The following is a 13,341-nucleotide window of genomic DNA, read 5'->3' as shown; positions in this document are numbered from 1 at the left end:
AGAACAATGAAAGAAGAAATTATTATAGCAGGCTTCGGTGGACAAGGCGTATTGTCTATGGGTAAGATTCTGGCATATTCCGGTCTGATGGAAGGCAAAGAAGTGAGCTGGATGCCGGCTTATGGTCCTGAACAACGAGGTGGAACGGCCAACGTTACAGTTATTGTAAGCGACGACAAGATATCTTCACCGATTCTAAGTAAATATGATGCTGCCATCATTCTGAACCAGCCTTCACTCGAGAAGTTCGAAAGCAAAGTGAAACCCGGCGGTATCCTGATTTATGACGGTTACGGAATTATCCACCCTCCTACTCGCAAGGATATCAAAGTATATCGTATTGACGCAATGGATGCAGCCAACGAGATGAACAATGCCAAAGCATTCAACATGATCGTACTTGGCGGTTTATTGAAACTTCGTCCGGTTGTAACTTTGGAGAATGTGGTTAAAGGATTGAAGAAAACCTTGCCGGAACGCCACCACCACTTGATTCCTATGAACGAGGAAGCTATCAAGAAAGGGATGGAGTTAATCCGTGAGGTTTAATAAATTAAAAATTAAGAATTGAGAATTAAGAAATAATTGCTCGCCAAGTAAAGGATGCAACATATTTTTCAATTCTCAATTCTCAATTCTCAATTAAAGTAAGTATCTTTGCCTCCAATTATGAGACGAATCTTACTATTATATATATTACTTTCCGTTATAGGTTTGACGACTGTTCAGGCACAGTTCGATAATGGTCGCCAGAGAGTAGACGAAAACGGATACGACCAATACGGAAATCAGGTAGACCCTGCCATGATTCCGGACAGATTGGATAGTGCAAATGTCGAAGTACAGGGATTGCCTCCAAAATTGTATATGTGGCGTATCAAAAACCAGTTGGGCGACCGGACCATAGTACCGGCAGATACAGCCTTTCATCATTTCCAGAATTCAAACCTGACCGAAGGACTTACCGGACATTACAATTATCTGGCCAATATGGGTTCTCCCCGTATGTCACGCATCTTCTTTGACCGCCGTGACCCGGAACCGACTATTTTCATGGAGCCTTTCTCCAGTTTCTTTATTCGTCCTACGGAATTTAATTTTACCAACAGTAACGTACCTTATACGAATCTGACGTATCACAAAGCCGGTAATAAAGTGAACGGGGAAGAGCGTTTCAAATCTTACTTCTCTGTCAATGTAAACAAGAAACTGGCTTTCGGATTTAATATAGATTACCTGTACGGACGAGGATATTACAATAATCAGAATACGGCGTATTTTAACGCAGCTGTTTTCGGTAGCTATATCGGCGACAAATATCAGATGCAAGCTATATACAGCAACAATTACCTGAAAACAAACGAAAACGGAGGTATTGAGGACGACCGCTATATCACTGCACCGGAAGAAATGGCGCAAGGTCAAAGAGAATATGAGTCAACCAATATTCCTACCGTACTAAATGCAACGACCAACCGTAACCATGACTTTTATGTCTTCCTGACCCAACGATATAATCTGGGATTCAGTCGTGACATACCACAGGCTGAAAATGACACCACTCCCGCCAAACAGGAGTTTGTCCCCGTTACCAGTTTTATACACACCATCCAGATAGAACGGGCACGGCATACCTTCAACTCGAATGATGATATGCGCGAGAAGAATTATTATCAAAACACTTATTTAGACCCAGATAATCCTACGGCCAGAGACAGTACCACCTATGTAGGAATCAAGAATACCATAGGTATTGCTCTATTGGAAGGCTTTAATAAATATGCCAAAGCCGGATTGACGGCATTCGCTTCCTATAAAATCAGCAAGTATACATTGATGAATATGGAAGGAAATCCGTTGCCCGACAAATACAACGAAAATGAAATATTTGTTGGAGGAGAATTATCCAAACGTGAAGGAAATGTACTTCATTACCATGCTATCGGAGAAGTGGGATTGGCAGGAAAAGCCATCGGACAATTTAATGTAAAAGGAGATATTGACCTGAACTTCCCGTTATGGAAAGATACCGTCAGTCTGATAGCCCGTGGTGAAGTCAGCAATAAGCTTGCTCCTTTCTATATGCGCCATTATCATTCCAAGCATTTTATGTGGGACGACGATATGGACAAGGAATTCCGTACCCGTATTGAGGGGGAATTGAGCATTGCACGTTGGAGGACACGCCTGAAAGCAGGAGTTGAAAACATCAAGAACTATACTTACTTCAACCAAGAAGCAACACCAGAACAGAACAACGGAAGTATACAGGTATTATCTGCAAGTCTTAATCAGGACTTCAAGTTGGGAATCTTCCATCTGGACAATGAAGTGACCTGGCAGAAATCCAGTGACCAGACTGTACTTCCCCTACCTGATCTCTCGCTATATCATAACTTCTATATGCAGTTCAAACTGGCGAAGAAAGTACTTAGTGTGCAATTGGGAGCCGACGTGCGTTATTTCAGCAAATACAATGCACCTGCCTATATGCCGGCCATTCAGAATTTTCATCTGCAACCGACAGACGACCAAGTACAGATAGGAGGTTATCCGATTGTGAATGTATATGCAAATTTACATTTAAAGCGTACACGTTTCTATGTAATGATGTATCACGTGAACCAGGGCATGAGCAGTCCGAATTACTTTTTGTCTCCGCACTACCCCATCAACCCACGTGTGCTAAAATTCGGTCTTTCATGGAATTTCTATGATTAACAAAAACTATACGACTTATGGTATCACGCCCCAAATTGAGACTGTTCAGATATTTAGTGCCAGTGATTGTTGTATTGGCATTTATCTTCTCTTTCCGTCAATGCGGTAAGCAAGAAAAACCTGCGGGACATCCGCGTGATTATGCTGCCATTGCCAAGGAGGGTATCATACGTGTAGCTACCGAATATAATTCCATCAGTTTTTATGTAGACAGTGACACCGTTTCCGGCTTTCATTACGAACTGATACAGGCATTCGCCCGGGACAAAGGACTCAAAGCCGAAATAACACCTATTATGAGTTTCGAAGAGCGGTTGGAAGGATTAAGCGAGGGACGTTATGACGTGATTGCTTATGGCATATTAGCCACCAGCAAGTTAAAAGACTCTCTGCTTCTCACCTCTCCCATTTTCCTCAACAAGCAAGTGCTGGTGCAACGCAAAGAAATTGGAGAGAATGATTCACTCTATATCCGCACCCAACTGGATTTAGCCCAGCGAACACTTCATGTCGTAAAAGGTTCCCCCTCTATTTTGCGTATTCAGAATCTAGGCAATGAGATCGGAGATACTATCTACATCAAGGAGATTGATAAATACGGTTCCGAACAATTGATATCAATGGTAGCGCATGGAGACATCGACTATGCCGTTTGCGACGAAAGCATCGCACTGGCAGCAGCAGATTCGTTGCCGCAAATAGATATTAATACAGCTATCAGCTTCACGCAGTTCTACTCATGGGCAGTCAGCAAACAATCCCCCGCCTTACTCGATAGTTTGAATACATGGCTGGATAAATTCCAAAAGGAAAAGGAATGCCAAAAGATTTATAAGAAATACTATGATAAAGAATAACCTTATTTCTTTACAGGTCAGAAGAAAACAATCAAAAACAGAGTGTAAGATGGATATATTCATGTCTATTTCCAGAAATAAATTCCCAAAGACTTGACTTTCGCTTTCAAATGTCGTATCTTTACAGAGTTAATGATAAAGTAGTTTCAATTAAACTACACGCAAAGGAGGGAATCGCGATTCTCTCCTTTCTTTTTATCCATCCGGAGAAAACCTCTCCCCGCCCAGGCTTTTCGCTCCCCTTTCCCGGTGACTAACGGTTCTTCACCCGGAGGTTCAGCCATGTTCACCTTGCTTCTTACTAGAATTGAAGTGTATGCCGACATCAAACAGAGACTCTATTCTCCCGAAACAGACCGTCTGTTCAGGTAAAGCAGAGCCTCTATTGAAGTAAAACGTAATGTCTGTTTTCCCACTGTCTCTGCCAAGTTAATAATCAATAAAGTTGCTCTTGACAAAAAATAGCTTTATCTTTGGGGAGTTGTTAAAGCAGACACAATAGGTATATATTATGAGTGAAAAGATTATCAAATGGGGCTTTATTGGTTGCGGAGAAGTAACCAAGACAAAAAGTGGTCCCGCTTTCCAGAAAGTAGAACATTCGGAAGTCGTAGCCGTAATGAGTCGTGACGGTGCGAAGGCGAAAGCGTATGCCAAAGAGAGAGGAATCAAAAAATGGTATGACGATGCACAAGAACTGATCGATGATCCGGAAGTAAATGCTGTCTACATTGCCACTCCTCCTTCTTCACATGCTACGTATGCCATTATGTCCATGAAAGCAGGCAAACCTGCCTATATTGAGAAACCAATGGCTGTGACGTACGAAGAATGTACGCGCATCAACCGCATATCCAATGAAACGGGAGTTCCCTGTTTCGTTGCTTACTATCGCCGTTATCTCCCCTATTTCCAGAAAGTAAAGGAACTGGTAGAGAACGGTACTATCGGTAATATTATCAATGTGCAAATTCGTTTTGCCCAACCGCCACGCGATCTGGATTACAATCGCGATAATCTTCCCTGGCGTGTGCAGGCTGACATTGCCGGAGGTGGCTACTTCTATGACCTTGCTCCGCATCAGATTGATTTGTTGCAGGATATGTTCGGCTGCATCCTCGAAGCAAGTGGTTATAAGAGCAATCGGGGTGGACTTTATCCTGCTGAAGATACATTAAGCGCCTGTTTCCAATTTGATAGCGGATTGGTTGGTAGCGGTTCCTGGTGTTTCGTAGCCCATGACTCTGCCCGCGAAGACCGTATTGAAATTATCGGTGACAAGGGAATGATTTGTTTCTCTGTTTTTACTTATGAACCTATAGGCTTACATACCGAAAAAGGACGGGAAGAAATCTGCATCGGTAACCCGGAACATGTGCAACAACCTCTCATTCAAGCAGTGGTAGATCACTTATTGGGTAAGTCCGTTTGCTCCTGTGACGGTGAAAGCGCAACGCTCACTAACTGGGTAATGGACAAGATATTAGGTAAACTATAACCCGAAAAAAAGCAAAAAAAAAGTATCATTTTCTTGCGAAGTTTACTGATACTGTTAAAAAATTAATAGGAATATTCCATTGTATATTGTTAGTTTTTTCTATCTTTGTAAAAAGAAGCAAAGGGAAAATGAAACTAACAATATATTTTTTGTGCCATGACTAGAGAAGACTTAATGCGGAAAGCAATCGAGCTCTCCAAAGAAAATGTTGAAAATGGTGGAGGTCCTTTCGGTGCTGTGATTGCCACGAAAGAGGGGGAAATAGTTGCAACAGGAGTAAATCGTGTTACGGCATCTTGTGACCCAACTGCTCATGCCGAAGTGAGTGCGATACGTGCCGCAGCTGCCAAACTCGGTACTTTTAATCTTAGCGGATACGAAATCTATACTTCCTGCGAACCTTGTCCCATGTGTCTCGGTGCGATTTACTGGGCGCGATTGGATAAAATGTACTATGGAAACAATAAGACCGATGCCAAGAATATTGGCTTCGACGACTCTTTTATCTATGACGAACTGGAACTGAAGCCTGAAGACAGAAAGCTTCCTTCCGAAATCTTATTGCATAATGAAGCCCTTACTGCCTTCAAAGCCTGGGCGGCCAAAGAAGACAGAGTAGAATATTAAAAAACCTCTCACTATTATTAACCTATTAATTACCCCTCAAATGAAAAGAAAAAGCCTTTTATTTGTTATGGCATCAGTATGCCTGTTCAGTTGTCAACAGCAAGAAGAACTGCAAGATCCCAGTAAAGAAGTGATCGACTTTTCTACTTCTATTGACCAAAGTATCAACAATGCTCTTACTCGTAACAGCAGTAGTTTGACACTTCCGTTAAAGAACAATTTCGCTGCCGGAGATGTCATCTCAATGTCCGTTGCCGAGCAGGATTATCATCCATTTGCCATAGGTATGGATAGCCAGACCTGGAACGAGGCAGGCACCGATTCGGAAACGGTTACTTTCTATGCTCATTATCCTGAATTGACCGACGAAGCAGCTACTACCAGATCATTGAGCAGCCGCTATCGTGAAATCAAGGGTGGCTTAGAATATTTGTTCGGTACAGCCCAAGCCAACAAAGGTTCTAAGAATGTTGCTCTTGCATTCAAGAGAATGACAACGCCCGTCGTTCTGCTCGACGAGAACAACCAGCCGTACGAAGGTAGAGCAATCGTTAAACTGTTCTTGAAGAACAAAGGTGTACAGGACTTGTTCAGCGGCAAAATCGAAGCTGACCCCAATGCAAAACCGGAATACATTGATATTCGGAAAGTATCTGAAGGTATCTTGACTAACTTGATTCCACAGATCATCAAAGCCGGCGAGAAAATAGGAACGGTTATCCTGGAGGACGGTAAAGAAGAACCTATCATCGCAGAGGAGGACATTACCATAGAAGCCGGAACTCCTGTTGCGGTAAAAATGTACGCAAGACGCGGAATCATTGACGAACGGACTCCACTATTCAGATAAAATAAAGAATAAAAAGTGATACTAATAAAAATCCCCGGAACCGCTGTAGACACTCAGCATTCCAGGGATTTTTTACACACAAAAGTTATTATTGAAATTGAAAACTGTCTCTTTATTAGATTAGAAGCGCATACCTACGGTAAGAACCACCTTATGATTATTATTGGTTACCTTTGTTCCTGGTAATTCTAAACTATCAAAAGCATAGAATGTTTCTTTATAAGTGTTATACAAATATGCCATATCCACATAGAAACTTTCACCACGATAACCACAACCGAATGTATAATTATTAGTAGCACCCGGATTAGAGAACTCCGTATCAGTACGCATTGAGTTTACAGGAAGATACTTAAAAGCGTCTGATTTCAAAGGAGCAGTTATATGATTATATCCCAAACGGAATGAAAATTCCGGTGCTAGCTTAAATTCAGCTCCAACACGAAGTGTATGAACAGGCTTCATCATCGCTTTAATGTCTTCCGTCTGACCTAATTCATATCCGTCCGGATCTTTCATTTTAGCTTTAGTACGGTCTGAATATTCATACTCAACTCCCAATGCGACGGAAGAACCGATAGTATATCCCATACTTGCATTGAATTTCCACGGAGTAACTAATTTATATTCATATTCTCCTTCAGTATCATTTCCACGAGCATCATAAGGTCTGGTAATACCGCGCGTATCCTCATTCAAATCAAAATTAATATAAGCAGTATTGCGTTCCTTCAAACTAAAGAAAGTCGGGGTATGTACAGCTGCACCTATACGGAACGAAGATGACTCAAAAGGACGAAGAATGAAACCAAGTTTAAAATCAACTCCACTACCATCTACCCAAAAGTCATTTCCTAAGGTATATCCTCCATGGCCATTCCCATCCTTATCTGTAAAGTCTTCATTATATTCGCTGGTCCTATCATAGTTCACACTGTAAAGTCCTAATGTAGCTCCAACATAAAAACGATCATAAAAATTCAACGCACCATTCAAATCAAAAGAATGGATGCCTCCACTTTCTTTTGAACGATAAGACTGGCTCACAGCATCTCCTGCCTGAAAATAGGGCAGATACCCCTCAAAGGGAGGTTCTGCATCCGGATTATCAGGATCAACTTCCCCGTAAACAGGATTCACTAAATGAGCATTATATCCCATAATACCCAACCAAGGCAATTCCGGATTTTGGAAAGCATCATCGCTCCTCAAAGCTGCTTCTGTAAATGGATCAAAACCTCCGTATGAATCAAAGTTTACCATGTTGGCCATTTGAACAGTTTGAGAAGTGTTGAATACTCCACTCATCAGCATACTTCTATTGAATGACTTCATTTTGCGATAATTGAAACCAAAGTTGGCAAATCTCAACGCTGTTGTATTTCCTATTTTTGTAGAGAACACAAATCCGGCATTATCGAATGAGCCATGAAACTTGTCAAGACTCGCTCCATTAGCTTTTGTTCCTGTATTATCAAAACCAAATGACACCATAAAATCATTGCTGCGATAAATTCCGATACCGGCAGGATTGGTTCCCATAGTAGTAATATCTCCACCCAAGGCTCCCATAGCACCACCCATACCTACAAAACGAGCAGTTCCATTTAAATCACTTCCCATCCATCGGTTTGCATCATAGATAGTTGTTTGAGCATTTAGAAATCCTACACCTATCAAAAGAATACAAATCGCTAATATTCTATTACTTTTCATAATCAATCTCTTTTGAAATTATAAATTATCTTCTATAGCTACCGCCAGAACTACGTGAAGAGCCACCACCGCCACTACTACGTGAAGAACTGCCACTGCTACCAGAACTGCGAGAATAACTACCACTGCTACCTGATGAGTAGCTACTTCCACTACTTCTTGAATAGCTACCTGAATTGGAAGAGCGGGATGATGATCTATCAGGTGTATAGCTTCGTGATGTAGAAGTTGAACTTCCGCGTGAGTAGCTACTACCGCTACTGCGACTAGTACTTGTTCTGGAATTTCCCGTTGAACTGTTACTTCTAGTATAGGAAGAACCAGAATTACGTGTGCTAGTACCGGAACTACGTGTACTGCTTGGGCGTGTGTATGTTTCCGTATTCCTACGAGAATATGAACTTCCCGAACGAACAGAACCATTACTACTGCTACGAGTATAATCACGTGTTCCTACTACTCTGCTATTTGCACCTGTAGTGGTACCGGAACGACGAACACTTTGTCCAACTGAAGAATTAGTAGGCCGTGTAGTTGATGAACCTGTTCCTCTTCTATAAGAAGTAGAATTATAATATCTCGAACCTGAATAATAGGAACGGTTATTTCCATTTATCACACTACGTCCGGCATAATAAGGTCTTCCACCTCCGCCCCAGCCCCAGCTAGGACCACCGTGCCAGTGGTGGTGATGTCCCCAATAACCGCCGCCATACCAGCCACCCCAGTAGCCGCCATACCAGCCGCCCCAATAACCCGGAGAATATCCCCAAGCGTAGTAAGGACGATTCCATCCCCAGCCATAGTTCCATCCCCAGCCGTAAGAGCCATAACGCCAATCCCACCAGAGTGGATTACTGAATGTCGGGAACGCATAAGCATACATACCGTCGGTATATACATTCCAGTCCCATGAATTCGGACCGTAAACTACATCCCAATACAACGGGCTGCTGATGCTGATAGCAAAACGAGGATTGCGGAAACGGATGATACGTTCAGCGTATTCATAGTCGTCTTCCGTACCATTGAATTCGCCTGTCACCCATTCTCCGTCCAAATCCGGATTAGATTTTTCTTTTATATATAAGGTATCATTATCCATTACGAATTCATTATCACGTGCATCGTAACGGCGGTTATATTCATCCACATCCCGTGTTCTTCCCTTACGGTCCTGAACCACTACTGTAGTACCCGGTGAAGTATAGATGTTGGTCACCTGTTTCTTCGTTTCCTTCTTAACCGGAGTTTCTTTCTTCTCCTGTTTGTCTTTTGAAGGAATGAAGTAAAGGTCGTCATCAACGCTTTGTGCCATCAAGCCTATCGGGAGGCACAAGGCAAATAGCAAGAAATAAACAATCTTTTTCATATCATCTCGGTTTATGTAATTACTTAAACTTATTCATGTTACAAAGATAAGGAAGAGATTTTTCGTCCGAGGGAGATTTTCCCCAAAGGATAATAGGGAAATCCCTATTTCTAACTATCTTTGTCCATTATTCACCAGAATTAAAAACAACTATGAAGTATTTTGAGTTCACATTCCGCACCCACCCTTGCACAGAAATCGTCACTGACGTACTGGCTGCCGTACTGGGTGAAGTCGGGTTTGAAAGTTTTGTTGAGTGTGAAGGCGGACTGACCGCATATATCCAACAGACAATCTGTGATGAAAACGCCATCAAGATTGCCATCACCGAGTTCCCCCTACCCGATACGGATATTACTTATACATACACCGAAGCGGAAGATAAGGACTGGAATGAAGAATGGGAAAAGAATTTCTTTCAACCCATCATTATCGGAAACCGATGTGTGATTCACAGCACTTTCCACCAAGATATTCCCAAAGCGGAATATGACATTGTCATCAATCCTCAAATGGCCTTCGGAACAGGACACCACGAGACTACCAGCCTCATCATTGAAGAATTGTTGGACAGCGAATTGAAAGATAAATCTCTGCTCGATATGGGCTGCGGAACTTCAATTCTTGCCATCCTCGCACGTATGCGGGGCGCACGCCCCTGTACAGCCATCGACATTGATGAATGGTGTGTACGAAACTCCATCGAAAATATCGAATTGAACCACGTAGACGATATTGCCGTTTCACAAGGAGATGCCTCGTCGCTTACAGGAAAAGGACCTTTCGACGTTATCATCGCCAACATCAACCGGAATATATTACTGAATGATATGAAGCAATATGTTGCCTCCATGCATACGGATTCCGAACTCTATATGAGTGGATTTTACGTAGACGATATTACCGCCATCCGCGAAGAAGCGGAAAAGAACGGATTGACTTTCGTTCATTATAAAGAGAAGAATCGCTGGGCAGAGGTGAAGTTTGTTTATAAAGGATAAGAGTCCTGATGGATGTAGAAAAAATAGTGACGGTATATGCTTGGGATAGTGACGCTATCCCAAGCATATACCGTCACTATTTGTATCGGATAGCGTCACTATCTTATAAGGAGAAACAAAGTTGTTACGCGAACTCTTTCTTTAGCTGTTGACACCATGCTTTTATTTTCTTTTCCGCCTGCTCGGACTGATTATCCAAATCGACAACTAAACCGCACCACTGCTCACCACGCAAAGCTTTGGAACGTTCGAAAGTATAACCTTCGGAAGAAGTAAAACCAACTAAAGTAGCCTCATCTTCTTCAAATACCTCCGCCAACAGACCGATTCCATCTGCAAAATTCTCCGGATAGCGTATCTGATCTCCCAGACCGAAAATAGCAACCTTCTTACCTTTTAATTTCATTGTCCGGAGTTCCGGCAACAGTTCGTCCCAATAAGTAGGAAGTTCTCCATCAAACCAAGTGGAAGCACCCACAATGAAGCAGTCATAAGCAGCAAAGTCATTTTGCCAAGCCTGTTCAATAGGCACTGTCTCTATCTTTTCCTTACCGAATTCTTTCTGTATTTTCTCTGCCACCCAACTCGTTCTTTCGGCTTTGGTAGCATAAAATAAACCTATCTTTTTCATAATCCACACTATTTAATATTCCAATAATCTCTGGGCAGCCTCGTATATCTTGGCCTCATCCGGCAAAATTTCCTTTTCCAAAATCGGATTAAAACCGACAGGAGTAAAAGTAGAACCGACACGCTGCACCGGTCCATCGAGATAGCGGAACATCTCTCCACTAATCATAGCAGCAAGCTCCGCACCAAAACCGGAGAATACTTTATCTTCATGAACCACCAATGCCTTGCTCGTTTTCTTGACCGATTCGAATATCGCCTCTTTATCCAACGGAATCAAGGAGCGAATATCAATGACTTCCACTTTCCAGCCACCTTCTTTTTCCAATCGTTCTGCTGCGTGCAGACAGAAATGGGTGGTATTGCCATAGGTAATAATGCTCAAATCTGTTCCCTCACGACGAACACGTGCTTTCCCGAAAGGTACTTCAAAATCTTCCGGCACTACTGCTGCCGCTTCTACCGAATTATACAATGCTTTCGGTTCGAGGAACAGCGTAAAGCCTTTGGATCGCATACTGGTACGAAGTAATCCGGCAGCATCATCCGCAAAAGATGGGCAGACAATACGTGCCCCCGGTAAAGTGGTCAAAGCTCCCTCCAGGTTTTGAGAATGATACAAGCCTCCACCGATATAACCACCGGAAGCCAGACGCAGAGTTATATTCGGAGCAAATTTCCCATTGCTACGCCAGTACTCATGTGTACACTCCACGTATTGCTCTATGGCAGGCCAGAAATAATCGGCAAACTCCGCTCCCTCAATCACCACATGAATTTTAGGATCAAAACGACTCATTCCATTGGCAGTGCCTACAATATAATCTTCCGCAATCGGTGCACTGAATACACGGGCCTCGCCGAATTCTTGCTGCATACCTTTGGTTACATTAAACACGCCTCCTTTTTCCCTGTTTGCCACATCCTGCCCCCAAATAAAGGTATCGGGATTATGGCGGAATTCAGCTTTCAATGTTTCATTAATGGCATTGACCAGAAAAGTCTTCTCCCCTTCCGCCTCATGTGTACCGTCTTTATATTTCTGTGGCTGATAAGGCTCGGGCATTACAAAATCATAAATGCTTTTAGGATCGGGATCGGGAGCAGCCAAAGCCTTCCGGTTGGCAGCAGACAATTCTTTCTTTGCATCAGCTTCTATTTGTTGCAGTTCTTCCTCGGTCAGACGTTTATAACGCAGCAGCATCCGGCGAAACTTCATCAAGGGATCAGCATCTTTCACATATTCCAATTCATTCTCATCCCGATACAAGGTGTGTTTATCTGAATTGGAGTGCGAACCGATCCGGACACAATTCGCCTGCACAATAACCGGATTACGGGTACTGATAGCATATTCCCGCGCTTCGGTCATAGCATTCATCGAATCGAATACATCCTTTCCGTTACAATAGATAATCTTCAAGTTCTTGAAGCCCGAGAAGTTCTCGGCCACTTTACGGTTGGCAGTCTGTTCCGATTTGGGTACGGAAATACCATACCCATTATCTTGTATTACAAAAATCACCGGAAGACGTTCGAGGCTGGCACCATTGATAGCTTCGTAAACGAATCCTTCGGAAGTAGCCGACTCTCCGTGAGAAGTGATAGCTACGCCTTTATGTCCATAATATACCATTGCTCTGGCCACACCTGCTGCGTGAAGGTCGTGTGTACCAGTAGCAGAGGAGATGTTTTCAATGTGCCATTCCGGTTTGGCGAAATGGTTCGACATGTGACGTCCTCCGCTACCCGGATCCGTTGCTTTGGAAATACCGTTCAGGATAACTTCTTCAGCGGTCATTCCGGCGGAAAGCACGGTTAACATGTCCCGGTAGTATGGGAACAGGAAATCTTCACCGAGGGTGAATACCTGACCGACAGCAAGTTGAATACCATCATGCCCTGCATAGGGAGCATGATAAGACCAACCCAAAGATTGCAACAGGTAAGACGGTGCCTTTTCGTCCAAGGCACGCCCCAATGTCATCAGATGATACCACTTTTTCAGGGTTTCTACATCTGTAGTTTTTATATCATATTTCTTTTTCATGAGTAATGAAGTTCTTAAT

The 13,341-nt window shown here is 42.8% G+C and carries 12 protein-coding genes; 7 read left to right on the top strand and 5 right to left on the bottom strand.

Annotated features, from left to right (window positions below; genetic code table 11):
- Positions 1-6: 6 nt before the first annotated feature.
- The 3 genes from CJF29_RS08830 to CJF29_RS08820 all read left to right on the top strand — a co-directional run bounded on the left by CJF29_RS08830 (position 7) and on the right by CJF29_RS08820 (position 3,578).
- On the top strand, positions 7-549 hold the full coding sequence (locus CJF29_RS08830; protein WP_074556452.1) for a 2-oxoacid:acceptor oxidoreductase family protein: 543 nt from the start codon (positions 7-9) through the stop codon (positions 547-549).
- A gap of 120 nt (positions 550-669) precedes the next feature.
- Entirely contained in the window at positions 670-2,721 is a 2,052-nt protein-coding gene (locus tag CJF29_RS08825; protein WP_099146732.1) for a putative porin, read from the top strand.
- A 17-nt stretch (positions 2,722-2,738) separates the two neighbouring features.
- A complete protein-coding gene (locus CJF29_RS08820; RefSeq protein WP_074637152.1) occupies positions 2,739-3,578 on the top strand; it encodes a transporter substrate-binding domain-containing protein in 840 nt (279 codons plus the stop codon).
- Positions 3,579-3,733: 155 nt separating this feature from the next.
- Here CJF29_RS08820 and CJF29_RS08815 read toward each other — a convergent pair whose 3' ends face one another.
- Entirely contained in the window at positions 3,734-3,862 is a 129-nt protein-coding gene (locus CJF29_RS08815) for a hypothetical protein (protein ID WP_255299369.1), read from the bottom strand.
- Between the two features lie 227 nt (positions 3,863-4,089).
- Between CJF29_RS08815 and CJF29_RS08810 the strand changes: the two genes are divergently transcribed.
- The 3 genes from CJF29_RS08810 to CJF29_RS08800 all read left to right on the top strand — a co-directional run bounded on the left by CJF29_RS08810 (position 4,090) and on the right by CJF29_RS08800 (position 6,553).
- Positions 4,090-5,076 (top strand): Gfo/Idh/MocA family protein, encoded by a 987-nt coding sequence (locus CJF29_RS08810; RefSeq protein ID WP_074556449.1) that lies wholly within the window; start codon positions 4,090-4,092, stop codon positions 5,074-5,076.
- A 156-nt stretch (positions 5,077-5,232) separates the two neighbouring features.
- Positions 5,233-5,703, top strand: coding sequence for a nucleoside deaminase (locus CJF29_RS08805; RefSeq protein ID WP_004297398.1), 471 nt, complete (start codon positions 5,233-5,235; stop codon positions 5,701-5,703).
- A 40-nt stretch (positions 5,704-5,743) separates the two neighbouring features.
- Positions 5,744-6,553, top strand: a complete 810-nt coding sequence (locus CJF29_RS08800; RefSeq protein WP_004307597.1) for a fimbrillin family protein — start codon at positions 5,744-5,746, stop codon at positions 6,551-6,553.
- A gap of 120 nt (positions 6,554-6,673) precedes the next feature.
- Here the strand turns inward: CJF29_RS08800 and CJF29_RS08795 are convergent, their stop codons facing one another.
- Both CJF29_RS08795 and CJF29_RS08790 read right to left on the bottom strand, forming a co-directional pair.
- Complete coding sequence (locus tag CJF29_RS08795) at positions 6,674-8,269, bottom strand: hypothetical protein (RefSeq protein WP_074556448.1); 1,596 nt, start codon at positions 8,267-8,269, stop codon at positions 6,674-6,676.
- 25 nt (positions 8,270-8,294) lie between these two features.
- Entirely contained in the window at positions 8,295-9,641 is a 1,347-nt protein-coding gene (locus tag CJF29_RS08790) for a hypothetical protein (RefSeq protein WP_074556447.1), read from the bottom strand.
- Positions 9,642-9,793: 152 nt separating this feature from the next.
- Here CJF29_RS08790 and prmA point away from each other — a divergent pair, with 152 nt between their 5' ends.
- A complete protein-coding gene (gene prmA / locus CJF29_RS08785; RefSeq protein ID WP_004307600.1) occupies positions 9,794-10,642 on the top strand; it encodes a 50S ribosomal protein L11 methyltransferase in 849 nt (282 codons plus the stop codon).
- Between the two features lie 124 nt (positions 10,643-10,766).
- Here prmA and CJF29_RS08780 read toward each other — a convergent pair whose 3' ends face one another.
- Positions 10,767-11,273 carry a flavodoxin gene (locus CJF29_RS08780; protein ID WP_004307602.1) on the bottom strand — a complete coding sequence of 169 codons (507 nt, stop codon included), beginning with the start codon at positions 11,271-11,273 and terminating at the stop codon, positions 10,767-10,769.
- A 12-nt stretch (positions 11,274-11,285) separates the two neighbouring features.
- The gene (locus CJF29_RS08775) at positions 11,286-13,322 is read right to left on the bottom strand and encodes a thiamine pyrophosphate-dependent enzyme (protein ID WP_099146733.1); all 2,037 of its coding nucleotides are present in this window, start codon (positions 13,320-13,322) and stop codon (positions 11,286-11,288) included.
- Between the last annotated feature and the right edge of the window lie 19 nt (positions 13,323-13,341).

This window comes from Bacteroides celer (assembly GCF_002632415.2).
Classification (GTDB): Bacteria; Bacteroidota; Bacteroidia; order Bacteroidales; family Bacteroidaceae; genus Bacteroides.
Note: the sequence above shows the minus strand (reverse complement) of the source record. Positions and strands in the feature narration are given on the sequence as shown.